This window comes from Nocardia wallacei, from assembly GCF_014466955.1.
Classification (GTDB): Bacteria; Actinomycetota; Actinomycetes; order Mycobacteriales; family Mycobacteriaceae; genus Nocardia; species Nocardia wallacei.
This window is the reverse complement of sequence record NZ_AP023396.1, coordinates 6,657,698-6,683,055: the sequence shown is the minus strand read 5'-3', so window position 1 is coordinate 6,683,055 and position 25,358 is coordinate 6,657,698. Positions and strand designations below refer to the sequence as shown.

The 25,358-nt window shown below is 69.5% G+C and carries 28 protein-coding genes and 2 pseudogenes; 15 read left to right on the top strand and 15 right to left on the bottom strand.

Features of this window, described 5'->3' with window-relative positions:
• Positions 1-10: 10 nt before the first annotated feature.
• The 3 genes from NWFMUON74_RS29775 (at position 11) to NWFMUON74_RS29765 (ending at position 2,427) form a co-directional block, all read left to right on the top strand.
• Positions 11-664, top strand: coding sequence for a TetR family transcriptional regulator (locus NWFMUON74_RS29775; RefSeq protein ID WP_187685040.1), 654 nt, complete (start codon positions 11-13; stop codon positions 662-664).
• Between the two features lie 169 nt (positions 665-833).
• Complete coding sequence (locus tag NWFMUON74_RS29770) at positions 834-1,991, top strand: acyl-CoA dehydrogenase (RefSeq protein WP_187685039.1); 1,158 nt, start codon at positions 834-836, stop codon at positions 1,989-1,991.
• A 97-nt stretch (positions 1,992-2,088) separates the two neighbouring features.
• Positions 2,089-2,427, top strand: coding sequence for a hypothetical protein (locus NWFMUON74_RS29765; RefSeq protein ID WP_187685038.1), 339 nt, complete (start codon positions 2,089-2,091; stop codon positions 2,425-2,427).
• Between the two features lie 15 nt (positions 2,428-2,442).
• On the opposite strand, the gene NWFMUON74_RS29760 is transcribed toward NWFMUON74_RS29765, so the two are convergent.
• Positions 2,443-2,733, bottom strand: coding sequence for a GNAT family N-acetyltransferase (locus NWFMUON74_RS29760; RefSeq protein WP_187685037.1), 291 nt, complete (start codon positions 2,731-2,733; stop codon positions 2,443-2,445).
• Positions 2,734-2,772: 39 nt separating this feature from the next.
• A complete protein-coding gene (locus tag NWFMUON74_RS29755; protein ID WP_187685036.1) occupies positions 2,773-4,131 on the bottom strand; it encodes an FAD-binding oxidoreductase in 1,359 nt (452 codons plus the stop codon).
• A gap of 41 nt (positions 4,132-4,172) precedes the next feature.
• Here NWFMUON74_RS29755 and NWFMUON74_RS29750 point away from each other — a divergent pair, with 41 nt between their 5' ends.
• A complete protein-coding gene (locus NWFMUON74_RS29750; protein ID WP_187685035.1) occupies positions 4,173-4,493 on the top strand; it encodes a GroES family chaperonin in 321 nt (106 codons plus the stop codon).
• A 19-nt stretch (positions 4,494-4,512) separates the two neighbouring features.
• Here NWFMUON74_RS29750 and NWFMUON74_RS29745 read toward each other — a convergent pair whose 3' ends face one another.
• Positions 4,513-5,964, bottom strand: a complete 1,452-nt coding sequence (locus NWFMUON74_RS29745; protein WP_232110674.1) for an MFS transporter — start codon at positions 5,962-5,964, stop codon at positions 4,513-4,515.
• 157 nt (positions 5,965-6,121) lie between these two features.
• Here NWFMUON74_RS29745 and NWFMUON74_RS29740 point away from each other — a divergent pair, with 157 nt between their 5' ends.
• Positions 6,122-6,721, top strand: coding sequence for a TetR/AcrR family transcriptional regulator (locus NWFMUON74_RS29740; RefSeq protein WP_187685034.1), 600 nt, complete (start codon positions 6,122-6,124; stop codon positions 6,719-6,721).
• A 6-nt stretch (positions 6,722-6,727) separates the two neighbouring features.
• On the opposite strand, the gene NWFMUON74_RS29735 is transcribed toward NWFMUON74_RS29740, so the two are convergent.
• From NWFMUON74_RS29735 to NWFMUON74_RS29725, 3 genes are read right to left on the bottom strand one after another with little or no spacing between them, the layout of a single operon-like run.
• Positions 6,728-7,378 carry a Type 1 glutamine amidotransferase-like domain-containing protein gene (locus NWFMUON74_RS29735; RefSeq protein WP_187685033.1) on the bottom strand — a complete coding sequence of 217 codons (651 nt, stop codon included), beginning with the start codon at positions 7,376-7,378 and terminating at the stop codon, positions 6,728-6,730.
• Entirely contained in the window at positions 7,378-8,205 is an 828-nt protein-coding gene (locus tag NWFMUON74_RS29730) for a maleylpyruvate isomerase family mycothiol-dependent enzyme (RefSeq protein WP_187685032.1), read from the bottom strand. The genes NWFMUON74_RS29735 and NWFMUON74_RS29730 overlap by 1 nt, the downstream gene beginning before the upstream one ends.
• Entirely contained in the window at positions 8,202-8,651 is a 450-nt protein-coding gene (locus NWFMUON74_RS29725; protein ID WP_187685031.1) for an HIT domain-containing protein, read from the bottom strand. Before NWFMUON74_RS29725 ends, NWFMUON74_RS29730 begins: the two co-directional genes overlap by 4 nt.
• A 302-nt stretch (positions 8,652-8,953) precedes the next feature.
• Here NWFMUON74_RS29725 and NWFMUON74_RS29720 point away from each other — a divergent pair, with 302 nt between their 5' ends.
• The 3 genes from NWFMUON74_RS29720 to NWFMUON74_RS29710 are packed head-to-tail and all read left to right on the top strand — an operon-like array spanning position 8,954 to position 11,820.
• On the top strand, positions 8,954-10,081 hold the full coding sequence (locus NWFMUON74_RS29720) for a Re/Si-specific NAD(P)(+) transhydrogenase subunit alpha (protein WP_187685030.1): 1,128 nt from the start codon (positions 8,954-8,956) through the stop codon (positions 10,079-10,081).
• Positions 10,081-10,404: an NAD(P) transhydrogenase subunit alpha part 2 gene (locus NWFMUON74_RS29715; protein WP_187685029.1), complete on the top strand. Its 324-nt coding sequence runs from the start codon at positions 10,081-10,083 to the stop codon at positions 10,402-10,404. Before NWFMUON74_RS29720 ends, NWFMUON74_RS29715 begins: the two co-directional genes overlap by 1 nt.
• A gap of 3 nt (positions 10,405-10,407) precedes the next feature.
• Positions 10,408-11,820 (top strand): NAD(P)(+) transhydrogenase (Re/Si-specific) subunit beta, encoded by a 1,413-nt coding sequence (locus NWFMUON74_RS29710; protein ID WP_187685028.1) that lies wholly within the window; start codon positions 10,408-10,410, stop codon positions 11,818-11,820.
• A gap of 162 nt (positions 11,821-11,982) precedes the next feature.
• Here the strand turns inward: NWFMUON74_RS29710 and NWFMUON74_RS29705 are convergent, their stop codons facing one another.
• Entirely contained in the window at positions 11,983-12,768 is a 786-nt protein-coding gene (locus NWFMUON74_RS29705) for a maleylpyruvate isomerase family mycothiol-dependent enzyme (RefSeq protein ID WP_187685027.1), read from the bottom strand.
• Positions 12,769-12,844: 76 nt separating this feature from the next.
• Between NWFMUON74_RS29705 and NWFMUON74_RS29700 the strand changes: the two genes are divergently transcribed.
• Positions 12,845-13,294, top strand: coding sequence for a nitroreductase family deazaflavin-dependent oxidoreductase (locus tag NWFMUON74_RS29700; protein ID WP_187685026.1), 450 nt, complete (start codon positions 12,845-12,847; stop codon positions 13,292-13,294).
• A 78-nt stretch (positions 13,295-13,372) separates the two neighbouring features.
• Positions 13,373-13,687, top strand: coding sequence for a hypothetical protein (locus NWFMUON74_RS29695; RefSeq protein ID WP_187685025.1), 315 nt, complete (start codon positions 13,373-13,375; stop codon positions 13,685-13,687).
• Between the two features lie 5 nt (positions 13,688-13,692).
• Here the strand turns inward: NWFMUON74_RS29695 and NWFMUON74_RS29690 are convergent, their stop codons facing one another.
• From NWFMUON74_RS29690 to NWFMUON74_RS29670, 5 genes and pseudogenes are all read right to left on the bottom strand, one after another.
• The gene (locus tag NWFMUON74_RS29690; protein WP_187685024.1) at positions 13,693-13,956 is read right to left on the bottom strand and encodes a ribosomal L7/L12 family protein; all 264 of its coding nucleotides are present in this window, start codon (positions 13,954-13,956) and stop codon (positions 13,693-13,695) included.
• 24 nt (positions 13,957-13,980) lie between these two features.
• Positions 13,981-14,769: an oxidoreductase gene (locus NWFMUON74_RS29685; RefSeq protein ID WP_187685023.1), complete on the bottom strand. Its 789-nt coding sequence runs from the start codon at positions 14,767-14,769 to the stop codon at positions 13,981-13,983.
• Between the two features lie 70 nt (positions 14,770-14,839).
• A complete protein-coding gene (locus NWFMUON74_RS29680) occupies positions 14,840-15,415 on the bottom strand; it encodes a TetR/AcrR family transcriptional regulator (protein WP_187685022.1) in 576 nt (191 codons plus the stop codon).
• A 10-nt stretch (positions 15,416-15,425) separates the two neighbouring features.
• A pseudogene (locus NWFMUON74_RS29675) lies at positions 15,426-15,989 on the bottom strand (MFS transporter); the annotation flags it as partial.
• Positions 15,990-16,583: 594 nt separating this feature from the next.
• A pseudogene (locus NWFMUON74_RS29670) lies at positions 16,584-17,051 on the bottom strand (MFS transporter); the annotation flags it as partial.
• A 323-nt stretch (positions 17,052-17,374) separates the two neighbouring features.
• On the opposite strand from NWFMUON74_RS29670, the gene NWFMUON74_RS29665 reads away from it, so the two are divergent.
• Both NWFMUON74_RS29665 and NWFMUON74_RS29660 read left to right on the top strand, forming a co-directional pair.
• Entirely contained in the window at positions 17,375-18,418 is a 1,044-nt protein-coding gene (locus tag NWFMUON74_RS29665; protein ID WP_187685021.1) for an AraC family transcriptional regulator, read from the top strand.
• Between the two features lie 71 nt (positions 18,419-18,489).
• Complete coding sequence (locus NWFMUON74_RS29660; protein ID WP_187689511.1) at positions 18,490-18,882, top strand: acyl-CoA thioesterase; 393 nt, start codon at positions 18,490-18,492, stop codon at positions 18,880-18,882.
• Here the strand turns inward: NWFMUON74_RS29660 and NWFMUON74_RS29655 are convergent, their stop codons facing one another.
• Genes NWFMUON74_RS29655 through pdhA form a run of 3 tightly spaced genes read right to left on the bottom strand, consistent with a single transcriptional unit; the run spans position 18,883 to position 22,331 of the window.
• The gene (locus NWFMUON74_RS29655) at positions 18,883-20,229 is read right to left on the bottom strand and encodes a dihydrolipoamide acetyltransferase family protein (RefSeq protein ID WP_187685020.1); all 1,347 of its coding nucleotides are present in this window, start codon (positions 20,227-20,229) and stop codon (positions 18,883-18,885) included.
• A 27-nt stretch (positions 20,230-20,256) separates the two neighbouring features.
• Positions 20,257-21,237, bottom strand: coding sequence for an alpha-ketoacid dehydrogenase subunit beta (locus tag NWFMUON74_RS29650; protein WP_187685019.1), 981 nt, complete (start codon positions 21,235-21,237; stop codon positions 20,257-20,259).
• Positions 21,234-22,331 carry a pyruvate dehydrogenase (acetyl-transferring) E1 component subunit alpha gene (gene pdhA / locus NWFMUON74_RS29645; RefSeq protein WP_187685018.1) on the bottom strand — a complete coding sequence of 366 codons (1,098 nt, stop codon included), beginning with the start codon at positions 22,329-22,331 and terminating at the stop codon, positions 21,234-21,236. Before pdhA ends, NWFMUON74_RS29650 begins: the two co-directional genes overlap by 4 nt.
• A 210-nt stretch (positions 22,332-22,541) precedes the next feature.
• On the opposite strand from pdhA, the gene NWFMUON74_RS29640 reads away from it, so the two are divergent.
• From NWFMUON74_RS29640 to NWFMUON74_RS29630, 3 genes are all read left to right on the top strand, one after another.
• Positions 22,542-23,039, top strand: a complete 498-nt coding sequence (locus NWFMUON74_RS29640) for an Lrp/AsnC family transcriptional regulator (RefSeq protein WP_187685017.1) — start codon at positions 22,542-22,544, stop codon at positions 23,037-23,039.
• 111 nt (positions 23,040-23,150) lie between these two features.
• A complete protein-coding gene (locus NWFMUON74_RS29635; protein ID WP_232111243.1) occupies positions 23,151-24,314 on the top strand; it encodes a benzoate/H(+) symporter BenE family transporter in 1,164 nt (387 codons plus the stop codon).
• Between the two features lie 111 nt (positions 24,315-24,425).
• Positions 24,426-25,247, top strand: a complete 822-nt coding sequence (locus NWFMUON74_RS29630) for a sulfurtransferase (RefSeq protein WP_187685015.1) — start codon at positions 24,426-24,428, stop codon at positions 25,245-25,247.
• Positions 25,248-25,358: the final 111 nt, after the last annotated feature.

Sequence of the window (25,358 nt, the reverse complement as noted above, 5' to 3'; positions counted from 1 at the left end):
GCGGCCGCCGATGAGTACCGCCGGGGACTCCGGTTTCAAGCTCGCCGTCGTCGATCACGCGCTGCGGCTGTTCGCCGAAAAGGGTTACGAGGCAACGACAGTCGATGAGATCGCCGAGGCGGCGGGTATCTCGCGGCGCACCTTCTTCCGGCAGTTCCGCTCCAAGGAGGATGTCGTCTTCGCCGATCACGAGGCGCAATTGGCACAGGCGCGGTCGTATCTCGGTGCGGCGCAAGGTGATCCGTGGGACGCGGTGGCCGAGGCGGTGGTCGGGGTGTTCGAGCGGTTCACCCAGACGCGCGAGCTGGCCGCGCGGCGCTACCGGGTGGTCCGGCAGGTTCCGGCGCTGCGCGATCGCGAGATCGTCACCGTGTTCCGATACGAGCGGCTGTTCACCGACTATTTGCGGCGGCGGCTGCCACAGGCGCCGGACCTGACGTTGATCCAGTTCACCGCGGCCGTCACGGCGACGCACAACTACCTGCTGCGCCGCATGGTGCGGGGCGAGGGCGAGGCCGCCGCGTCGGACCTGCGCGCGGCGCTGGCCGCGATCCCGCGGGCCGGGCGGGAGCCCTCGCAGGAGCTGGTGGTGGCGGTGTTTCCCCGGGACATGCCGCCCCGGCAGATCGCCGACCTGCTGTCGCATCGGCTCGGTAATCTGTAAAAACGGCACAGAGTCATCGAATGACACTCAGTGCCAGGTGTTGCGCCGGACATAGGCGCATGTGGCTGCGATATCGCGGCGTATACTCGATGTTTGATGGCACTGAGTGCCGACCTGCTGACGATTTGCGGAACCAGGCGATTCCGACCCGACGACCAGGAGTGAACCCATGGCGGGCAATCCCGACTTCGACCTGTTCAAACTCGACGACATCCACAACGAACTGCGCGAGGCCATCCGCGGCCTGGCCGAGAAGGAGATCGCGCCGCACGCGAAGGCCGTCGACGAGCAGGCCCGGTTCCCGCAGGAGGCCCTGGACGCGCTCAACGCCGCCGGGTTCAACGCCGTGCACGTTCCCGAGACCTACGGCGGCCAGGGCGCCGACTCCGTCGCGACCTGCATCGTGATCGAGGAGGTCGCGCGGGTCTGCGGCTCGTCGTCGCTGATCCCGGCCGTCAACAAGCTCGGCACCATGGGCCTGATCCTGAAGGGCTCCGAGGAGCTCAAGCACAAGGTGCTCGCCGATCTCGTCGACGGCAAGATGGCCTCCTACTGCCTGTCCGAGCGGGAGGCCGGCTCCGACGCCGCGAGCATGCGCACCCGGGCACGCCGCGACGGCGACGACTGGGTGATCAACGGCTCCAAGTGCTGGATCACCAACGGCGGCCAGTCCACCTGGTACACCGTGATGGCGGTGACCGATCCGGACAAGGGCGCCAACGGCATCTCGGCGTTCATGGTGCACAAGGACGACCCGGGCTTCGTCGTCGGCCCGCTGGAGCACAAGCTGGGCATCAAGGGTTCGCCGACCGCCGAGCTGTACTTCGAGAACTGCCGCATCCCGGGCGACCGGATCATCGGCGCGGAGGGCACCGGCTTCAAGACCGCGCTCCAGACCCTCGACCACACCCGCCCCACCATCGGCGCGCAGGCCGTGGGCTTGGCGCAGGGCGCGCTGGACGCCGCGATCGCCTACACCAAGGACCGCAAGCAGTTCGGCAAGGCCATCGCCGATTTCCAGAACACCCAGTTCATGCTCGCCGACATGGCCATGAAGGTGGAGGCCGCGCGGCTGATGGTCTACACCTCCGCCGCCCGCGCCGAACGCGGTGAGAAGAACCTCGGCTTCATCTCCGCGGCGTCGAAGTGTTTCGCCTCGGACGTGGCGATGGAGGTCACCACCAACGCCGTGCAGTTGTTCGGCGGCGCCGGTTACACCACCGACTTCCCGGTCGAGCGAATGATGCGCGATGCCAAGATCACGCAGATCTACGAGGGCACCAACCAGATTCAGCGCATGGTCATGTCGCGCGCGCTCCTCCGCTGACTCGGGTTCGCCAGATCTGTTCTTACATCGGTAATTTCAGTCGCAATCGGGCGAATTAGGACTATCGGACCGGCCGTGTACGGAGCACTATTGAGGCATGGCCGGCGTCGAGATCAACGACAGATTCGTCCGGCGCACGCTGGACAACGGACGGATCGAAGAGGTTGCGTGGCACGACCTTACGGAGGTGCGGATCATCACCACGGCGGACGGACCGTTCGCCGACGATGTCTTCTTCGTGTTGATCGGCGCGAAGGGTAACGGTTGTGTGGTGCCGCATTCGGCGGCCGACTCGGGCTTCCTGATCCGGCTGCAACGCCTGCCGGGTTTCGACAACGCCAAAGTGGTGGAGGCGATGGGCAGCGTGACCGACCGGCAGTTTCTGGTGTGGCGGCGCAAGAGCCCCGCGAAGGACGGCTCGCCCGCCCGGAACTAGCCGGCCGGTGCCGAACTACGCCACCAGATCGGCGTATTCGCGATGCTCACCGATGAACTGCTCGACGTACCAGCAGGTGGGTATGACGGCGAAGCCGGCCTCGCGCGTATCCCGCAGGGCGAATTCCACGACCTGAGCCGCCACGCCCCGCCCGCGGAATTCGGGGAATGTCAGCGTGTGCTGGAAATCCCGGACCTTGCGGTCGCCGGTGGTCCGCTCGCTGTAGTCGGCGTAACCGGCGAGGGTGTCATCGAGGTAGACCTCGTAGCGAGTGGCCTCGACGTTGTGCTCGAACCTGGTGGTCATGGTGGGTAGAACTCCTCGCTGTCGGCTGTTTGTTCCGGGCTACAGCACGGCGCCCGGGTTCAGGATGCCGTGCGGGTCCAGCGCGTCCTTGACGCGGCGGGTCAGCGCCATCACGTCCGGGCCGAGCTGATCGGGCAGCCACGCCTTCTTCAGCCTGCCCACGCCGTGCTCGCCGGTGATGGTGCCATCCAGCGCGATGGCCAGATCCATGATCTCCCCGAAGGCCCGATGGGCGCGGGCGCTCTGGTCGGCGTCGTCCGGGTCGTGCACGATCAGCGGGTGGGTGTTGCCGTCGCCGGCGTGCGCGATCACCGACACCAGTACGTCGCGGCGGTCGGCGATCTCGGCGATGCCGGTGATCAGTTCGCCCAGCCGCGGCAGCGGTACTCCGACGTCCTCGAGCAGCAGCGGTCCTTTGCGTTCCACCGCCGGGATGGCGAATCGCCGCGCGGCGGTGAAGGCTTCGCCCTCTTCCGGATCCTCGGTGCTGAAAACCTCGGTGGCCCCGGCCTTCTCGCAGGCGGCGACGATGGCCGCGGCTTCCTCGGCGGCGTATCGGCCGGGTGCGTCCGAGCGGGCCACCAGCAGCCCCGCGGCCGAGCGATCCAGGCCCATCCGCAATTCGTCCTCGACGGCGTTGATCGCCACCGCATCCATGAACTCCAGCATCGACGGGCGCAGCCGGGCCGTGACGGCGAGAATCGCGTCGGTGGCGGCGGTCAGGGTGGCGAACGACGCCACCACCGTGCTCTGCGGCGGCTGGGCGGGCAGTAGGCGCAGGGTGAGTTCGGTGATCACGCCGAGGGTGCCCTCGCTGCCGACGAACAGTTTCGTCAGTGACAGGCCCGCGGAGTCCTTCAGGCGCGGCCCGCCCAGTCGCACGGCGGTGCCGTCGGCCAGCACCACCTCCATGCCGAGGATGTAATCGGTGGTGACGCCGTACTTCACGCAGCACAGCCCGCCGGCGTTGGTGGCGGCGTTCCCGCCGATCGAGCAGATCTCGAACGAGGACGGGTCCGGCGGGTACCACAGGCCGTGTTCCGCGACGGCCCGCTTGACCTCCGCGTTCAGCAGTCCGGGCTGCACCACCGCGGTGCGGGTCACCGGGTCGACCGTGATGTCGCGCATGCGCTCGGTGCTCAGCAGCAGGGCCCCGGCCTGTGCCGTCGCCCCGCCCGACAGGCCGGTGCCCGCACCGCGCGGTACGACGGGCACCCGATGTTCGTCCGCCCAGCGCAGGATGGTGGCGACCTGATCGGTCGTGCGCGGGCGGAGCAGCGCGGCGGGCAGGGCGGCGGCCGGGTCGAGCGCGCGGTCCTGCCGATATCCGGCGAGGACATCGGGGTCGGTGACGAGCACGCCACCGGGCAGCCGCGCGGCGAGGGTGTTCGGATCCACACCCCCGAAACTACGTCGTCCGGGGCCGGTACACTGCCGCGGTGTCCGATGCCAAGCTAGAGATCCAGATGCTGCACGATCGGGTCATGGTGCGCGTGGCGCAGGAACCCGGTGAGCGACGCAGCAGCGGCGGCATTCTGATTCCGGCCACGGCGCAGGTCGCCAAGCGGCTGACCTGGGGGGAGGTGTCCGGCGTGGGCTCGCACGTGCGCAGCGTCGCGGTCGGCGACCGAGTCCTGTTCAGCGCCGAGGACCAGTTCGAGGTAGAGATCCAGGGCCACCCCTACCTCGTCCTGCGCGAGCGCGATCTGCATGCGGTGGCCAGCGAGCGCCCGGAACACGGCACGGGCCTGTACTTGTAGGCGCGACCGGCACGGTCGTTCAGTGGGTGGCACGGCGGGGCAGGGTGCAGGCGGCCGCCGACACGACGGCCAGGACCGCGAGTCCCGCCAGCGCGGCGGCCTGCATGGCCGTCACGTAATCGCCCGTGCCGCTTGCGGATCCGAGGGCCGAGAAGAAGATGGTGCCGAGGACCGTGGCGCCGATGGCATTGCCGAACTGCTGGGCGGTGGTGAGAACACCGGCGGCCATGCCCGCGCGGTTCGGCGGAATACCCGACGACAGCACCGCACCGATGGCCGAGGGGATGGTGAGCCCGTTGCCGATGCCCACGATCATCATCCCGGGGATCAGCGCGAGCGGGCTCAGCTCGCGGCCGAACCAGGTCAGCACGGCCAGCGTCACCGTGAGGCCCACCAGGCTGGTGAGGGTGCCCGCCACCATGACCCGATTGCCGATCCGATCGGCGACCCGGCGGGCCAGGAAGAACGAACTGCCCGCGAAGCACAACCCGAGCGGAGCGAAGGCCAGGCCCGCGGGCAGCGGCGCCAGGCCGAGCCCGTTCTGCAACAGCAGGGTCAGGCACAGCATGAATCCGGCGAAGAAGGTGAGGTAGCCGCCGGAGATCACCAGGCCCGACCGGAACACCCGCTCCCGCACCATCGACAGGTCGAGCACCGGCTCGCCGCCCCGCCGCGCGAGAACGTTCTCGTAGCGCAGCGTGAGCGCCAGCACCGGGACCGCCGCCGCCATCGACACCCACGTCCACAGCGGCCAGCCCTGCGCTCGCCCGAGCGTGATCGGCACCAGCACCAGCGCGAGCGCGGCCGAAATGCCCAGCGCCCCCGCGGGATCCAGCTTCGGCCGGTGCGCGCGTTCGTGCCGCGGCAGCCAGCGCGCGGCCAGCGCGGCGGCGGCCAGCCCGACCGGCACATTGATGTAGAAGATGGTGCGCCAGCCCCAGCCGAACAGGTCCGCGTCCAGCAGCACGCCGCCGAGTACCTGCCCGGCGACCGCGCCGACGCCGATGGTCGCGCCGTAGGCGGCCATCGCCCGCGGCCGCTCGGCGACCGGGAACATGGTGTTGATCAGCGCCAGCATCTGCGGCACCATCAGAGCCGCCGTGCCGCCCTGCAGGACACGGAACACCACCAGTGCCCAGGCGTTGGGCGCCAGCCCGCACAGCAGGGAGGCGGCCGCGAAGGCGACCATGCCGATAGTGAACAACCGGCGATGGCCGTGCAGGTCACCGAGACGGCCGCCGGTGATCAGGCCGGAGGCGAAGGCGAAGCCGTAACCGCCGACGATCAATTCCAGCGCCGCCTCCCCGGCATGCAGATCGGTTTGCAGCGAGGAGGCCGCGACATTGACCACGAACCAGTCGAACATCGCCATGAAGATGGCGCTGAGCACCACCGGCAGTACCCGCCAGCGCGCGTCGTACGGGGCCGGGGTGACAGCGATTGGGGCGGAAGGGGTTTGAAGTAAGGACACGTCGTGCTCCCGGAATCTGGGTGACGAAGGCGGCGCGACGCTGCGCCGGGTGGGGAGTGCGGGGCCAGCCGCACGAATTTTGTAACTAACCGGTTGGTTGCAACTATTCCAGTCCCGTCGAACGCTTGTCAACCAATTGGTTGGTTACCATCGGAGCATGTCCCCCAGAGATCCCGAGGCGACCCGGGCCCGCATCTTCGACGCGGCCACGCGGGAGTTCGCCGCCTACGGGATCGCGGGCGCGCGCGTGGACCGCATCGCCCGCAACGCCAAGGCCAACAAGCAGCTCATCTACGCCTACTTCGGCGACAAACAGCAGCTCTTCCATCAGGTGCTGGAGAAGGCGATGCTGGACGTCGCGGCCGCGGTGACGACCGATATCGATGACATCGATGCCTGGGTCGACGCGCACATCGACTACCACCGCGAGCACCCGGAGTTCCTGCGGTTGCAGATGTGGGAGGCCCTCGAACTACATCCGGACGACGTCTCGGCCGGCGAGCTGCGCGCCGCGCGCTATCTCGAGAAGACCACCAAGGTGCGGGACGCGCAGCAGCGCGGTCTGCTGCGCCCCGACCTGCCCGCCGGTTACCTGCTCACCCTGCTGACCGGCATGATCAACTATCGCGAGGCGCTCCCGCAGTCCGCCCGCTTCGTGATCGGGGAGGACGACGACCCGGAGGCTTGGCGCTCATGGCTCAAGGACGCGGTGCGGCGCGTCGTCGCGGCGAAACCCGCTGCGCCCGAGGGGGAGTGACCGATCTCAGGAGGTCTTCGTCAGCACGTCGATCCGTTCCCCGTCGACCACCACCGCGTCGTCGTCGGTGAGTGCCCAGTGCGGGACCCCGTCGGCGCGCAATCGCGCGGCGAGCCGGTTGCCGTGGCCGTCCGGGTCCGTGCCCGGCGAGTCGACATGCGGCACGATGCGGTGGTCCACCAGACCCAGTCCGTCCCAGCGGGTTTCGATGCCGCAGGCAGGTAACACCTCGTCCGGGTCGTCGGCCTCCTCGAGCCCGTGCAGATCCGGGGTGAGCAGGCAGGCGCCCGCGCTGTACCCGGCGTAGACGAGCGCGTCCTCGGCGAGCAGGCGGGTGAGCACGAGATCGGCCGCGCTGCGGGCGAATTGGGCACGCAGTACGAAGGTGTTGCCGCCGCGTACCCACAGCAGCGGGTAGCCGCGCAGCACCTGCTCCAACTCCGCCGGGCGTCCGACGTACTCGCGCAGGTCGACCACATCGGGCCGGAAACCCAACCGGCGCAAGGGAATCATGTCGCTGGTGACAGCGCCCTGCCACATCGCCGGCCACGCGTCACAGGCGTTCGGGACCACCGCCACCCGGCCGGGCGTGCCGACCAGCGCGGCGAGCCGGTCGTAGTGCGCGCCGAATCGGTAGCTGGACAGGAACAGTCGCATCAGATCGTGAAGGCCAGACCGCGGATCAGCCGGTCGCCCAGTACCTTGTCGCCGACGATGGTGAACTCGTCGAGGTGGGCGTCGGCGCTGGTGCGGCCGCCGCGCAACCGGGCGAACAACCCGGAGGGCAGCTCGATGGTCACCGTCGCGGGCCCGTCCAGGGCATCGACCAGCTCGGCGCGGCCGTCCACGACGATGTGCAGCTGCCGGGTCACGGGACCGGTGAGCGAGATGGTGAGCCGCGAACCGTCCGGCGCCTGCGCCTTTTTCACCACCGCGCGGCCGATGGTGGGCACCAGTTCGGCGAAGGCGAACTCCGCGCGCGGCCCGCCCTCGTCCACGGTGACGCCGAGGGCGTCGGCGATATCGTGTTCGTGCATCCAGCAGTCGAACAACCTGACCTGCATGAAGCGCCCGTAAGGCACTGTGCCGACCGGAGATTCGGTGAGCGTGGCCCAGGCGTCGGTACTCGTCTCCGCCAGGGCCTTACGCCGCCGGTCGGTGACCTCGCGGAACTCGGCGAGCAATTCGGCCCCGGATCTGCCGCGGCGCGACTCGATCTCGGTCTCGTTGAGCGCGCCGATCTCGTTGCGCACGTGCTCGAAGCCGCGCACATCGGCGTCGACCCGCGGGGGTGGCGTGCCCAGCAGCATGGATTCGGTGCCGACGACGTGGGCGATGACGTCGAACACGGTCCAGCCCGGCAGTGAGGTCGGTGTGCGCCAACCCTTTTCGTCCAGATCGGCGACGAGCCGGGCCAGCGCGTCCCACTGCTCGGACAGCGCGGCGGTGAGTTCGGCGTGGCTCGGTGGCGGCGTGGTACTCATGCGCGTGTCTCCCTCTCCTCGGTGTCCAGCCGGTCCAGTCCGGCGCGGATGGCGGCAGCGGTCGCCGCGGGTTCGTGCGGCCGGCGCAGGAGGAAGCCGCGGGCGAAGGTGAACAGGTCGCCCCGGCGGCGCGGCACCACGTGCAAATGGACGTGATGCACCGTCTGGAAGGCCGCCTTGCCGTCGTTCACCAGCAGATTCGCGCCGTCGGCGGCGAGATCGCTGCGGCGCAGCGCCTTGGCGAGGCGGTGGCCGAGGGTGAAGATCCGCGCGCCGAGTTCGTGGTCCAGGTCGTCCAGGTTCGTGGCGTGCTGCTTGGGGATCACCAGCGTGTGCCCGCGGGTGATGGGCCGGATGTCGAGGAACGCGCACAGGGTCTCGTCCTCGTAGACCTTGGTCGCCGGTGCGGTGTCCGCGACGATGCCGCAGAAGATACAGCCACTCACACGCCAGACATTACGGCGTACGACCGCTCGGTGACAGCCCGCGGCCTCCGGCGATTCTCCGGCTCGCGACCGGTTGTCACGTCTCACAACGTTGCCCGTGGCGTACCCCTGAATTCCGGCAATAGGGAGGAATACGCCCTCACCATGTGACGTTGATCTCGGCTACGCTCACCGCGTGCCGGGTACAGTTGCGAGGATTCGCTGGAACCTACTGCAAAGTAAGTTCTGGCAAACTTGACCGGGCACAGCGGCCCACCTCGGTGTCGGGGGCCAGCTGCCACCACGAGTAAGGAAGTTGACCAGTGGAGACAACGCAAAGCGCAGACGCGGACGCGCCGCGCGGGACGGCTGTCGGAGTCGTGCGCGAATCGGGCGCCGGCGAGCGACGCGTCGCGTTGGTGCCGAAGATCGTTCCTGCCCTGCAGAAGCTGGGGCTGCGGGTGGTCGTCGAGTCCGGCGCCGGGCTGGGTGCGCTGATCCCCGACGAGGCCTATGTCGAGGCGGGCGCCACCATCGGCGACCCGTGGTCGGCGGAGGTGATCGCGAAGGTCGCGCCGCCGAGCGACGCCGAGATCGCGAAGCTGTCCGCGGGACAGACGCTGATCGGATTCCTGGCTCCGCGCAACGCCGACAACAAGATCGAGGCGCTGAAGACCGCGGGCGTGCAGGCCTTCGCGGTGGAGGCGATCCCGCGCATCTCGCGGGCGCAGGCGATGGACGCGCTGTCCTCGCAGGCGAACGTGTCGGGCTACAAGGCGGTGCTGCTGGCGGCGTCGGAGTCGACGCGCTTCTTCCCCATGCTGACCACGGCCGCGGGCACGGTGAAACCGGCGACGGTGCTGGTGCTCGGCGTGGGCGTGGCGGGTCTGCAGGCGTTGGCCACCGCGAAGCGGCTCGGCGCCCGGACCACCGGCTACGACGTCCGGCCCGAGGTCGCCGACCAGGTCCGCTCGGTGGGCGCGCAGTGGCTGGATCTGGGCATCGATGCCGCGGGTGAGGGCGGGTACGCCCGCGAACTCACCGACGAGGAGAAGGCGAAGCAGCAGCAGGCCCTCGAGGACGCCATCAAGGGCTTCGACGTGGTGATCACCACCGCCCTGGTGCCCGGGCGGCCCGCGCCCCGGCTGGTGACCGCGGCCGCGGTGGAGGGCATGAAGCCCGGCAGCGTGATCGTGGACCTGGCCGGTGAGACCGGCGGCAACTGCGAGCTGACCGAGCCAGGCGAGACCGTGGTCAAGCACGAGGTGACCATCGCGTCCCCGCTGAATCTGCCCGCGACCATGCCCGAGCACGCCTCGGAGTTGTACTCGAAGAACATCGCCGCCCTGCTGGAGCTGATGGTGGTCGACGGCGAGCTGGCACCCGATTTCTCCGACCAGGTGCTCGCCGATTCCTGCGTCACCCGCGCGGCGGAGAAGGAGCAGAACTGATGTACACCGAATTGCTGGCCAATATCGCGATTCTGGTGCTGTCCGGGTTCGTCGGCTTCGCCGTCATCTCGAAGGTCCCGAATACGCTGCACACTCCGCTGATGTCGGGCACCAATGCCATCCACGGCATCGTCGTGCTGGGTGCGCTGGTCACCCTGGGCCGCATCGAGGACCCGTCGGTGGCGACGCAGATCATCCTGTTCGTGGCCGTGGTGTTCGGAACGCTCAATGTCATCGGCGGTTTCGTCGTGACCGACCGGATGCTGGGCATGTTCAAGGGCAAGAAGCCCGGTGCGGGTGCGAACGTGAAGGCGGAGAAGTAACCGATGGACAATCTGGTCAACATCCTCTATATCGTCGCGTTCGCGCTGTTCATCTACGGCCTGATGGGCCTGACCGGCCCGAAGACGGCGGTGCGCGGCAACTGGATCGCCGCGGTCGGCATGGGCATCGCGGTGATCGCGACCCTGATCGCGGTGCGCGACACCGGCAACTGGATTCTGATCGTCGCGGGCCTGGTCGTCGGTGTGGTGCTCGGTGTGCCGCCGGCGAAGTTCACCAAGATGACCGCGATGCCACAGCTGGTGGCCGCGTTCAACGGCGTCGGCGGCGGCACCGTCGCGCTCATCGCGTGGTCGGAATTCCTGAATACCGAAGGCTTTTCGCGCATCCCCGAAGAGCCGACCGTGCACATCGTGGTGGCGTCGCTGTTCGCGGCCATCATCGGGTCGGTGTCGTTCTGGGGCTCGCTGATCGCGTTCGGCAAGCTGCAGGAGATCCTGCCGGGCAGGCCGATCGGCGTCGGAAAACTGCAGCAGCCCTTGAACATTCTGTTGCTGCTGGGCGCCGTCGCGGCCGCGGTGGTGATCGGCGTCGGCGCGACCGGCGACGGGGCGCCGGGCTGGTGGATGGTGCTGGTGCTGGTGCTGGCCGCGGTGCTCGGGCTGATGGTGGTGCTGCCCATCGGCGGCGCCGATATGCCCGTGGTCATCTCGCTGCTCAACGCGCTGACCGGATTGTCCGCCGCGGCAGCGGGTCTGGCGTTGAACAACACCGCGATGATCGTGGCAGGCATGATCGTCGGCGCGTCCGGTTCCATCCTGACCAATCTGATGGCCAAGGCCATGAACCGGTCCATCCCGGCGATCGTGGCCGGCGGATTCGGTGGCGGCGGAACGGCTCCCGGCGCGGGAGGCGGCGAGCAGAAGCAGGCCAAGGCCACCAGCGCGGCCGACGCCGCGATTCAGATGGCCTACGCCAATCAGGTCATCGTGGTCCCCGGCTACGGTATGGCCGTCGCGCAGGCGCAGCATGCCGTCAAGGAGATGGCGAACCTGCTCGAGGCCAAGGGCGTCGAGGTCAAATACGCCATCCACCCGGTCGCGGGCCGCATGCCCGGCCATATGAACGTGCTGCTGGCCGAGGCCGAGGTGTCCTACGACGCGCTCAAGGAGATGGATGACATCAACGGCGAGTTCTCCCGCACCGATGTGGCCTTGGTGATCGGCGCCAACGACGTCACCAACCCTGCCGCGCGGGAGGACTCCTCCAGCCCGATCTACGGTATGCCGGTGCTCAACGTCGATCAGGCCAAGAGCGTGATCGTGCTGAAGCGCTCGATGAACTCCGGTTTCGCGGGCATCGACAACCCGCTGTTCTACGCCGACCACACCTCGATGCTGTTCGGCGACGCGAAGAAGTCCGTCGGCGCGGTCACCGAGGAACTCAAGGCGCTGTAGGCATTTCGGTCATACGACAGCCCCGCACCACCGAACACGGGACGAGCCGCACACCACCGAATACACGGCGCCCGCACCACCGAACACGGCGCCCGCAGCACCGAACCCAGGACGGCCCGCACCACCGAAAGTGGTGCGGGCCGTCGCGGTTTCCCGGCTCGGTCAGGGTGTGATGCGCGAATCCAGCAGTCGCCGTACCAGTTCCGCGTCACCGTCGATCGTGACCGACGACGGATCGGCGCGCCCCCAGAACATCAGCAGCAGTTCGGCCGCCTCGCCGCGGATGGCCGCGGCGGGAGCGGGCGCCGTCGCCGGTGGCGTCGGCCCGAACGCCTCGTACTCCGGCGGCTCGGCGGAACCGGTCGGCGCCAGCACCCAGCGCGCGTCCCGGTCGGTGCAGGAAACCTCCACCGGGGCGGCCAGATCCACGGGCGGCACCCGCCAGGCCGGCCTGCGATACACCCACACGTCGAAGATCTCCGACAGGCCGTCGACCGCGAGGGCGGGCTCGTAGTACGTGACCGCGTTCTGCGCCTGCCGGGCATCGACGACGTGCATGGCGAGTTCGTGGCACTGCCGCCGCGACCAGAACCCGGCCGTGCGGTTCGACGGCTGCACCGTCCAGGCGGGCGCCGCCGGATCGGTCGACTCCAGTACCTCGGCCAAGTCGTCGAAACAGCGCCGGTACCAGGTCGCGAGGTCCTCGTCGGGGCTCGGCGGGACCGTGGTGTGCCGGGGCGCGCGCTCGAGGTCGGTGATGTTGGCGCGCGCCCACTGATGCACCTCGCCGACATGGACGACGAGGTCGCGAAGGGTCCAGCCCGGGCAGGCCGGCACGATCGCGTCCAGCGGTCCCGCCTGTGTCGCCGCGACCATCGAGTCGGCCGCCTGCTGCAGCCGCACCTGATAGTCGGCCGCCGTCAGCAGCCCGTTGGGGTAATCGGTCATGATCACCATCATGCCGACGCGGGGCCCGCCGGGCACATCGGGCCTGTGCCGCCATCGAATTCGGTATGTTCGGCCCATGACGAGTACGGGTGCGAGGCTGTTACGAACACGGTGGTTCGTCCGCGCGCCGATCGGCGTCTTCCGGGCGCGCCTGGGTTTCCTGTTCGGTGGGCGGATACTGCTGCTCGAGCATCGCGGCCGCAAGTCCGGCAAGGCCCGATACGTCGTGCTGGAGACCGTGGCGCGGCCCGCGTCGGACACCGTCGTCGTCGCCTCCGGATTCGGGCGCAGTGCGCAATGGTTCCAGAACCTGACCGCCGACCCGCACTGCCGGGTGAGCATCGGGGCGCGCCATCGAGCGCCGGCCACCGCGCGCGAACTCACCGCCGACGAAGCCGCCCGGGTACTGAGCGATTACCGCCGTCGGCATCCGCGCGCCTACCGGGAACTCAGCGGCGTGATCGAGGCGGCGACGGGCGCGAGTATCGATGCGGTGCCGCTGCTGGAGTTGACGCTGTCGGCCTGAGCCGCGCGGCATTACGCTGGCCGGGTAACGGCTCCCCGCGTCGAGGTTCGGCTCGCCGCGGCAATCGAAAGGGCGCGAATGACGCTGCGCGACAAGCACGACCTTCCGGCAACCGTCGACGCGTCGCTGGTCTACGGCGTCCCGCACGAGACGCCGGACGGGTCGACGGTGATCACGGTGGCCGGTCCGGGGTGGTTGCGGCCCGGCCTGCGACCCGTCGGCGTGTTCGTGGTGCACGGAGGCGAGGTGACCTGGAGGCCCGCCGTCGACGAGGGCCGGATCGCCCTGATCGCGGTGCTGACCGGACTGGTGTCGGCCACGATCGCGACACTCGCGGTCCTGCGCCGCCCGCCGTGGCCCGAGCTGTCGATCCACCGGCACGAGACCGGGTAGCGGGCTCAGAAGTATCGCCGCTCGCGCGCCTCGATGGCGTCCTTGGCCTGCTTCAGACCCAATTCGGGATGTAGATCCCGGTAGACCTTGATGGCCTGGATCTTCTTGCCCTGCGCCAACAGTTCATCGATCTCCGCGTTGTGGAAACCCTCGCCCGGCGCGACCGTCGAGGACATGTGGCGCGGTGCGTCGGGGTCGGTGATCTGCAGGTGGCGCATGATCAGATCGAGTTTGCGCTCGATGCGCTCGAGCCGGCGATTGTCGAACATTCCCGCACTGTAGCGGGTGTGGACTCACGCCGTCTTGAGCGTACCGCCGTCGATGACATAGTCGGCGCCGACGATATTGGCGGCCTTGGGCGACACCAGGAACGCGATCAGGGCGGCGACCTCCTCGGGCTCGGAGATCCGGCCCGAGGCGATGCCGAACTGCTCGCCGATTTTCGCCAGCAGCTGTTCGTGCGAAATGCCCTGGGACTCGGCGAGTTTGGCGCCGAAGCCGCGCGGATCCCGCCACAGCGGAGTGCCCACCACGCCGGGCGACACGGTGTTGACCCGGACGCCGTGCGGCCCGAACTCCTCGCTGAGCCGCTTGCCGAGGTTGGAGAGCGCGGCCTTCGCCTCGCTGTAGCCGACCGGCCCGGCCGCCGGGAGCTGGGCGTTGATCGAGGACACGTTGACGATCGCGCCCCGGCGTTCCAGCAGGCTCGGCAGTGCCGCCCGGGTGGTCCACACCGCGCTGAACAGGTTGAGGTCGAACAGGTTTCGCCACTGCTCGTCGGGGACCTCGAGGAAGCCGCCGAGCCCCAGGCGCTCCGCGTCACCGCCGCCGACATTGTTGACCAGGATGTCGATGCCGCCCAGCTCGGTCAGGGCGGCGTCGATCACCGCGGCCGCACCGTCGGCGGTCCCGAGATCCGCCGAAATCGCTGCGACGCTGGCCTTTTCGAGTTCCGGGGTAATGGTGCGGGAGGCGCCGACCACGCGCACGCCCTCCGCGGTGAGTGCCTCGGCGACGGCCAGACCGATGCCGCGGCCCGCGCCGGTGACGACTGCCGTCTTGCCGGTGAGGTCGAGTTCCATGAGATGGTCCTTTCTTGAACTTCGGGTCAAAAATTTGGGCAGGCGGAAGGGCCGCGGTGCGGCAGGGATGTCAGATCGTGGTCAGCGCGGTGTCGATGATCCGGTGCAGGGTGCGAACGTCGTTGGTCTTGGCCATGACTCGCAGGCCGGCGATGGTGTTCATGAGGAATTCCGCGGCCGCCCGGGGATCGGTGTCGCGCGGCACGTCACCGTCGCGGCGGCCCTGGTCGATGCGGGTGGCCAGGGCGGCGGTGGTGTGTTCCTGCATCGCCCGGACGGCCTTGGTGATCTCCGGGTCGCCGGCGGCGAACTCGGTGGCGGTGTTCACCGCGAGGCAACCGCGCCGGACGGGGTGGGACGCATCGGTGTCGACCAGGAAGCGCAGGAACGCGCGCAGGCAGTCGCGGGTGCTGCCGGGCCGGGACATGAACTCGGCCGCCAGTTCGGAACCCATGCGGTCGTAGCGTTCCAGGACGCGGGCGAACAGTTCCCGTTTGCTGCCGAAGGTGTTGTACAGACTGCCTTTTCCGATGCCCGTGCACTCGGCGAGCTGTGCCGGTGAGGTGTTGGCGTAGCCGTGGGTCCAGAACGTCTCCATGGCCAGATCGATCACCGTCTCCGGTTCGAAATTGCGCGGTCGGGCCATGCGACCGAGGCTACGAGTTTTTGTCCTTGGGGTCAACTATCGGCGCGAAGTACGCGCACAACACCACCAGTGCCAGCGGGAAGATCAGGGCCGTGGTCAGTGAGGTGGGTTCGGACAGCCAGCCGATGACCGACGGCCCGGCGAGGAAGCCGAGATATCCGAGGCCGAACACCCGCGACATGTCGGTCGCGGCCGTCGCGGTACCGAGATTCCCTGCGGCACTGAAGATCTGAGGCACACCCCCGGCCAGTCCGATACCCAGCAGCGCCCACCCGCACAGCGTCACCGGCACCCACGCCGAAGCAATGACCAGCACCAGCCCGGCGGCGGCCAGCAGCGCCCCCCACCGAACCACCGCCACCGGCCCGTACCGGCCACTGACCCGATCCGCACCGAACCGCCCGACGGTCATCGTGGTCGAGAACGCGCCGAACGCCAACGCAGCCGTCGCCTCATCCACCCCGAGCCGCTCCCGCAACTGCAACGCACTCCAATCATTGGCCACCCCCTCGGTCATCAACAGCGCGAACGCGACAGCAGCCAACGCCAACACCTTCCGAGACCCACGACCCCGCCCCAGCACCCGCCCGCCGCCCGCACCCCCTCCCGCCGCACTCGCAGGTGGATTGTCAGCCGATGCGCGTCCGATTGGCGTGTCCGGAGGTGGTTTGTCGGCTGGTGCGTGCCTGGTTGGTGTGTCCGGAGGTGGGTTGTCGGCTGGTGCGTGCCTGATTGGTGTGTCCGCAGGTGGTTTGTCGGCTGGTGCGTGCCTGATTGGTGTGTCCGCAGGTGGTTTGTCGGCTGGTGCGTGCCTGGTTGGTGTGTCCGCAGGTGGATTGTCAGCCGATGCGCGTCCGATTGGTGTGCCCGCAGGTGGATTGTCGGCTGGTGCGCGTCCGACGGGTGTGCTTGCGGGCGGGCCATCGGCCGGTGCGCTCGCAGTCAATGCGCTCGCGGATCGGGCATCGGTTGGTGTGCTTGCGGGTGGGGTGTCGGCTGGCGTGCTCGTAGCCGGTGTGCTCGCGGATGGGGCATCGGTTGGTGTGCTTGCGGGTGGGGTGTCGGCTGGCGTGCTGTCGGTTGGCGGGGAAGTGGGTGCGGTGTCGGGTGGTGTGGGGGTGGTCGGAGTGTTCGGGGAAGGGGCGGGTTGGGCACGCGGCAGTAGGCGGGGGGTGCACAGGGCGGTCAGGGTCAGGCCCAGGGTGGCGGCCAGGGCGAGGGTTGTGCGGAGGTCCCAGTCGCGGTGGAGGGCTGCGGCGCCTGCGAGGGAACCGGCCAGGCCGCCGCAGGAGAACAGGGCGTGGAAGGACGACATGATCGGTCGGGGGTATTCGCGTTCGACCTGTACGGCTTGGGTGTTCATGGATACGTCGAGTGCGCCGTTGCCGAAGCCGAAGGCGGCCAGCGCGACGGCCAGCGACCACGGGCCCGTCGCCAGCCCGGGGCCGAGCACCGCCACTGCCAGCCAGCACGCCGCCACGGCCACCAGCGCGCGACTACCGAAGCGGTCGGCCAGCGGCCCGGCGGCCTGCATTCCCGCGATGCCGCTGCCGGCCATGAGCAGGATCAGCATGCCCAGCGTCGCGTTCGAGACGTGGGTGCGCGCGGTGATCGCCGGGATGTGCACCACCCACATGGCGGCCAGAAACCCGTTGAGCCCGAACACCACGAAGACCGCGGCGCGGGCCATCCGGACCGGGGGAGCGAGCGTCGAAGCAGCCATTGATTCGACGGTACCGGCACGGCCGCCGTGACGGCCTCGCCCGGCAGCTCCCCGTTGCCCTGCCGCCCGCGGCCTCGTCGACGCCGGCGGGCAGGTGCCGAATAGTGTCCCGGTTCAACCGGTTTCGATTCGATTCTAGGCCGGGGCACCGACAAGTTCCGGCCCGCAAAACCGGGGTCGCGGGCGGACGGGCCGTCGGGGTTGAGAAGGTCCTGGCCATCTGCCAAGGTTTGAGGGTGGATCCGCTGGAAAGCCTGCTCGAGGGCCCGCGGGCCCGTGGCGCGTTCGTCATGCGGTCGCTGCTCGACCCACCGTGGTCGCTACGCGTGCGCGACGAGTCGCCGTTGACGGTGGTGGCCCTGGTACGCGGTAGCGGCTGGATCGTGCCGGACCCGCACAGCGGCGCGGGCACCGCGGAGTCGGCGGAGCTTTGCCGCGTCGGCTTCCCCGGCACCGGGACGGCCGCGCCCCGGCAGCTGCGCGAGGGCGATGTGGCGATCATTCGCGGACCCGACCACTACACCGTCGCCGACGATCCGGCCACGCCGCCGCAGGTGTACATCAACCCCGGCCAGATCACCACGACGCCCGAGGGCGAGGTGCTGTGCGAGGTGTGGAATCTCGGGGTGCGCGGCTGGGGCCCGAACCCCGACGCCGCGACCATGCTCGTCACCGGCACCTACGAACAGGAGAGCGCCGCGAGCCGCCGCCTGCTGCGCGCCCTGCCGCCGCTGATCGTGTTGCCCCGGGCCGAACTCGACAGCCCGGTCCTGGATCTGCTGGTGGAGGAGAGCGCCAAGGACCGCCCGGCGCAGGGCGCCATGCTCGATCGCCTGCTGGATCTGCTGCTCATCGCCACTTTGCGCGCCTGGTTCTCCCGCAACGACGCTCCGGCCTGGTACCACGCGTACGCGGATCCGCTGGTGGGCAAGGCGTTGCGGCTGCTGCAGAACAATCCCGCGCACCCGTGGACCGTCGCCGCGCTGGCCACCGAGGTCGGCGTGTCCCGGGCAGCGCTGGCGCGGCGTTTCACCGATCTGGTCGGGGAGCCGCCGATGGCCTTCCTCACCGACTGGCGCCTGGCGCTGGCCGCGGATCTGCTGCAGGATTCCGACGCCACCGTCGAGTCCATCGCCCGGCGCGTCGGCTACGGCAGCGCCTTCGCCCTGAGCACCGCGTTCAAGCGGCATTACGGTCGCAGCCCGCGCGAGCACCGGCAGAGCGGCATGTCGGCCGAGCGTGAGACCTACCTCGCGCGGGCGTCCTCCGCCGGGCACTGACCGGTTCCGCCGGCGGGCTGGCTATTGTCGGCCGGGTGACGACGCAGCAGGACTACCCGGTGCTCTGGCCGATGCCGACCCGCTGGGCGGACAACGATCACTACGGCCACGTCAACAACGTGACGTACTACTCGTACTTCGACACGGCGGTCAACGCCTGGCTGATCCACGCCACCGGCACCGATATCCGCGACCTGCCCGCCATCGGCGTGGTCGCGGAGACCTCCTGCCGGTTCCACGGCTCACTCAGCTTCCCCGACAGCTTGCGGGTGGGCCTGCGCATCACCCGGCTCGGCCGCAGCAGCATCACCTACGGCCTGGCCATCTTCCGCGAGGCCGGTGACGCGCTGGAGCTCGCGGCGACGGGCACGTTCGTGCACGTCTACGTCGACGAGCAGACCCGCAAGCCGGTCGAGATCCCGGCCGTGATTCGTGGTGCCGCAGCACAACTCGTCACCGACTGATCACACCCTGCCCAGCAGCGTGAGCGGATCCTCCAGCAGCGAGGTCACCGTCGAGAGGAAACGCGCGCCCTGCTCACCGTCGATCATGCGGTGGTCGAAGCTCAGGCCCAGGGTGGTGACCCAGCGGACGGCCAGTTCGTCGCGATAGACCCAGGGCTGCTTGCGGATCGAGCCCAGGCACAGGATCGCGCCCTCGCCCGGATTCACCAGCGGCACACCGGTATCGACGCCGAATACGCCGACATTGCTGATGGTGAACGTGCCCCCGCGCAGGTCGGCGGGCCGCGCGCTGCCGGTCCGGGCGACGTCGGCCAGCCACCCGATCTCCCGGCACAACTCGCGCAGGCTCAGCGCCTGTGCCTCCTTGACGTTCGGCACCAGCAGGCCGCGGTCGGTGGCGACCGCGATGCCCAGGTTGACGTAGTGCTTGGTGACGATCTCCTTGTGCTCGTCGTCCCACCACGAGTTGATCTCGGGAAATTCGGCCATCGCGGCCAGGGTCGCCTTCGCCACCAGGGCCAGCGGGGTCAGGGAGAGGCCGCTGAAGGATTCGGTGCTGCGCAGGTGGTCCAGCAGTTCCATCGACGCGGTGAAATCCGTGGTGGCGAACGCGCTGGCCTGCGGAATGGTGCGGGCGCTGGTGACCATGGCCGTGGCGGTGCGCTTGCGGACCCCGCTGACCGGGGTGCGGGTCTCGCGCTCGGACGGGGTGGGCCGGATGATGCCGCCGTCGGGGCGCATCGTCGGAACCGGCGGTTTGCTCGGGCGCGGCGACTCGTCGGATTCCGTGCCGGGCTCCGGCTGGATCCGGGCGGGCGGTTGTGACACCGGCACCGCGTGCCGCACGTCGTCGACGGTCACCGCGCCGCCGGGGCCCGAACCGGCGACGAAGGAGATGTCGATACCGAGTTCGCGGGCCAGTTTCCGGGCGGCCGGAGTGGCCGGGGGACGACCGGGGATCTCCGGATAGTTGAGTGCCGGATCCGCGTGCACCACAGGGTTTTTCGCGGCACGGCGCGAGACCGTCTCGCCCTCGGGGCCGTAGCCGACCAGGACCGACTGCCGCTCGGCGGCCTGGTATTCGGTGGCGACTCGGATCAGCGGCGCGCCGACCGGCACGGTGTCCCCGGGCTGCGCCAGCAGCTCGAGCACCTCGCCGGCGAACGGGCTGGGCAGCGCCACCTGCGCCTTGGCGGTCTCGACCTCGGCGATGGTCTGGTTGAGTTCCACCCGGTCGCCGACGGCCACCGCCCACGACACCAGTTCGGCATCGGTCAGACCCTCACCGAGATCGGGTAGCCGGAACTCGAGCACGTGGTTCTGGTCTGCTGCAACCGAGTCGTCCAACGGGCACCTTCTGTCTGAGCGGTCTGGTCAGGCGGCGAGCGTGCGGTCGACCGCGGCGAGAATGCGGTCGGGGTCGGGCAGGTGGTGCCGTTCGAGCTTAGCCGGGGGATACGGGATGTCGAAGCCTCCGACGCGCAGGACCGGCGCCTCCAGGTAGTAGAAACACCGTTCGGTGACGCGGGCGGCGATCTCGGCGCCCAGACCTGCGAATACCGGCGCCTCGTGCGTGATGATCAACCGTCCGGTCCGCTCGACCGAAGAGGCGATCGTGTCGACATCGATCGGCGACAGGCTGCGCAGGTCGATCACTTCCAGCGAACGGCCCTCGCCCGCCGCGATTTCCGCCGCCGTCAGTGCGGTGCGGACCATGCCGCCGTAGGCCACCACGGTGGCGTCCACACCCGCGCGGCGGATCCGGGCGCGGTCGAGCGGGAAGGGGTCGTCGTCCAGGGCGGCGAAGTCGACGTCGGCCTTGTCCCAGTAGCGGCGCTTGGGTTCGAAGAAGATGACCGGATCGTCCAGCGAAATCGCCTGCCGGAGCATGAGATAGGCGTCGGCGGGATCGCTCGGCGCGACCACACGCAATCCGGCGGTGTGAGCGAAATATGCCTCCGGCGACTCGGAATGGTGCTCCACCGAGCCGATACCGCCGCCGCACGGGATGCGAATCGTGAGGGGCGCGAACACCTTTCCCCGCGTGCGATAGTGGATCTTGGCGACCTGGGAGACGATCTGATCGAACGCCGGATACACGAAGCCGTCGAACTGGATCTCGCAGACCGGCCGGTAACCGCGCAGCGCCATACCGAAAGCCGTTCCGACGATGCCGGATTCGGCCAGCGGCGTATCGATGACCCGGTTGTTGCCGAAGTCCTTCTGCAGCGTGTCGGTCACCCGGAAGACCCCGCCGAGCCGGCCGATGTCCTCGCCCATCAGCACGACCTTGGGGTCGTCCTCGAGCGCACGGCGCAGTCCGGTGTTCAGGGCGCCCGCGAAGGTGGTGATCATGGCCGGACTCCTTCCGCGACGTGGTCGCCTGCCAGGTATTCGGTGTACTCCCGGCGTTCCTCCTCGATCAGGGGGTGCGCGGTGCGATAGACGTGCTCGAACAGCTGTGCCGGTGCGGGATCGGGCATCTCGATCGTCGCCGCCCGCAGCCGCGCGCCGACCTCGTCCGACCGGGCGCGCACCTGTTCGGCGAAGGTGTTGTCCCACAGGTCTTCTCGTTCGAGCAGGCGGCGTATCCGGTCGATCGGGTCGCGGCGCTGCCACAGCTCGGTCTCCGCGGCCGAACGGTAGCGGGACGGGTCGTCGGCTGTGGTGTGCGGCCCCATCCGGTAGGTGATGGCCTCGATGAACGACGGCCCGCCACCGGCGCGGGCCCGGGCGACCGCCTGCCGGGTCAGCGCGAGTACCGCCAGCACATCGTTGCCGTCGACCTGCACCCCGGGGATGCCATAGCCGTACGCGCGCCGCGCGATCGGGGTCGGGCTCTGCACGTGGACGGGTGCGCTGATGGCCCACTGGTTGTTCGTGCAGAAGAACACCACCGGCGCGCTCCACGAGGCGGCGAAGCCGAGTGCCTCGGCCATATCGCCCTGGCTGGTGGCGCCGTCGCCGAAGTAGGTGAGCACCGCGATCTCGGCGCCGTCGAGATGGGCGGCGTAGGCGTAGCCGGTGGCGTGCAGACCCTGCGCGCCGACCACGATGGCGGGATTGGTCATATTGACGGCGGCCGGATCCCAGCAGTGATGCGACACGCCCCGCCACAACCGGGTGATCTCGCCCGGATCGACGCCGCGGCAATAGGCGACCCCGGCCTCGCGATAGCTGCAGAACACGTAGTCGTCGGGATGCAGGGCGTGGGCGGAGCCGATCTGCGCCGCCTCCTGCCCGAGCAACGGAGGCCACAGGCCCAGCTGGCCCTGGCGTTGCAGCGCGGTCGCCTCCACATCGATGCGGCGGGCGACCACCATGTCCTCGTACAGTTTTCGCAGCCGTTCGGGTCCGACATCGGATACCAGGGCGGCGTGCTCACGGTCGAGCACGCGGCGGCCGTCGGGCTGGACCAATTGCACCGGATAGGTGAGCGGGTCGGCCATAACCATCCCCTCCTGTCCGTCGCCCGCCCGGGTTCTCCGCGCTCGGCGACGTGAGAGTGTCCTGTATCACACAGGATCCACGGTTGGGCGTCTTGCGCAAGCGACGACACGCGAACTGTGCAAAGTGCTCTGCAGTATTCCGGCGTTCGCGGGCATACTGCCTTTCTTGATCAGATTGGCCGATGCAGTGATGGCTGTCATACTGCGTGCATGTCGAGTGGAGAGCCTGCCGGGGCCGTGGTCGATGCGACCGATGCGCGCCTATTGCTGGAACTGGTCGCCAACCCCCGCGCCACCGGAGTCGAACTGGCTACCCGGCTCGGGCTGTCGCGCAATACCGTGCAGGCTCGGCTCGCCCGCTGGGAGGCCGGTGGCGTGCTCGCCGGCTTCGAACGCCGCGTCGACCCACGGGCGCTGGGTTATCCGCTGGCCGCCTTCGTGGCGGTGGTGGTCGACCAGCACACCCTGGATTCGGTGGTCGACGAGCTGGCCGAGGTGCCGGAGGTGACCGAGGTGTGCGGCATGACCGGCCCCACCGATCTCACGGTCCGCGTGGTCGCGCGTGACGCCGACGATCTCTACCGCATCGCCGGGCGGATCTTGAAGATTCCCGGTGTCGAACGGACGAATATGGCACTGGTCATGCGGCAGCTGGTCGGCCCGCGCACCGCGCCGCTGCTGCGGCGGATGGCGAACCCCAATCCGTAATTCAGGCCAGTTTCGCGTGATTGGCTCCTGACTGGACTGTTGAATGTTGGCGACGATGACGCGGTGACCGCGACCGCTGCCTCCGCGCCGACCACCGCCACCCCGCCCGACATCGGGCCGCTGCCTGCGGTGAGCGCCGGAGTGGTGGCGGCCCTGGTCGGGTTCACCAGTTCGTTCGCGGTGGTGCTGGCCGGGCTGACGGCGGTGGGCGCCACGCCCGCGCAGGCCGCATCGGGACTGCTGGCGGTGTGCGTCACCCAGGCGGTCGGGATTCTGTTGTTGAGCCGCCGCTATCGGATGCCGATCACGCTGGCCTGGTCGACACCCGGCGCCGCGCTGCTGGCGAGTACCGGCGCGGTCGCGGGTGGCTGGCCCGCGGCGGTCGGGGCGTTCGTGGTGACCGGCGCGCTCGTGGTGCTCACCGGGTGGTGGGATCGGCTGGGGCGGTTGATCGCGGCGATTCCGGTCGAGATCGCGCAGGCCATGCTGGCCGGGGTGCTGGTGCCGCTGTGCCTGGCGCCGGTGGACGCGCTGCGGACCAGCCCGGCGGTGGTGGTCGCGGTGCTCGTCGTGTGGCTGGCACTGCAGCGCTTCGCCGCGCGCTGGGCGGTGCCCGCGGCCTTCGCGACCGCCGCGATCGGGGCGGGCGTCGACATCGCCGTCACCCATCGCCGGATCGATATCGGTGCGATGGTGCCGCACGTGGAATTCACTGTGCCGCAGTGGAGTTGGCAGGCGGTGATCGGAGTGGCGGTGCCGCTGTACATCGTCACCATGGCCGGGCAGAACATTCCCGGGACCGCCCTGATGAGTTCGTTCGGCTATCGGGTGCCGTGGCGGGCGGCGATGGGGACGACCGGGCTGGGCACCGTCGTGGGCGCGTTCGCCGGTGGGCACGCGATCAACCTCGCCGCGATCAGCGCCGCGCTGGCCGCCGCGCCCGCCGCGCATCCGGACCCGCGGCGGCGCTGGATCGCGGCGTTTAGCGTGGGGTGCTGCTATCTGGTGCTGGCGCCCGCCTCCGCCGCGTTGGTCGCGCTGGTGGCCGCCGCACCGCCGGGTGTGCTGGAGACCGTCGCGGGGCTCGCGCTGATCGCCACCCTGGCCGCGGCATTGCACGCGGCGCTGGGTGCGACCGAGCACCGCACCTCGGCCGCCATCACGTTTCTGATTTCGGCCTCGGGAGTCGCGCTGCTCGGGATCGGCGCGGCCTTCTGGGCGCTGGCGGCGGGGCTGCTGGTGCGCTGGGTGCTGCGCCGGCGGTCCGCGGAGTGAATCGGCACCGGTGAATTCGACTCGGGGTGACGCGGATCCGATCGTCCGGCGCGGTGCTGTCGTAGGGTGAGGGTGTTCGGTCCCGAGTGCAGACCTGACAGAGGAGCTGGCTTGACCGCGGTATTGATTTCGGCTGAAGAACTTCGGAAAGTGCTGTCCGACAGTGAATCTCGCGTGCATCTGCTGGATGTGCGGTGGGCGCTGGGCGACCCGGACGGACCGCAGCACTATCTGGACGGCCACATACCCGGTGCCGTGTTCGTCGACCTGGAGACCGAGCTGGCCGACCCGCCCTCCCCGGCCCGCGGTCGCCATCCGCTTCCCGAACTCGCCCATCTGCAGAAGTGCGCGCGGAGCTGGGGGCTGCGCTCGGGCGACCCGGTCGTCGTCTACGACGCCACCGGGGGCATGGCGGCCGCGCGGGCGTGGTGGCTGCTGCGCTGGGCAGGGGTGGCGAACGTGCGGATCCTCGACGGCGGACTGCCCGCCTGGGAGCGCGCCGGCGGCGAACTCGCCACCGGCGGCGAGTCCGACCCCGCGCCCGGCGACGTGGTGCTCACCCCCAACAACCTCCCCGTCACCGACGCCGACGGCGCCGCGAACTGGCCGGGTGCGCTGCTCGATGCCCGCGCCGGTGAGCGCTACCGCGGCGAGACCGAACCCGTCGATCCCCGCGCCGGCCACATCCCCGGCGCGATCAGCGCGCCCACCGCCGAGAACCTCAGGGCCGACGGCACTTTCAAGTCCCCCGAGGAACTGCGCGCCCGATTCGCGAATCTCGATTCCGGCGATGTGGCGGTCTACTGCGGGTCCGGGGTGACCGCCGCTCACGAGATCGCGGCCTTGGCGGTGGCCGGAATCGACGCCACCCTGTACCCCGGCTCCTGGTCCCAATGGTCCAACGACCCCAAACGCCCGGTCGCCACCGACTGACACGCCCACCACTGGCCGCATGTGCCTCGACTGCTGCGGTGCCCGCCCCGATGCCGGCGTCGCCGCTTCGGCCGCGACCCTGTGGCCTCGGCCGCCGCACGTGGGATCGGT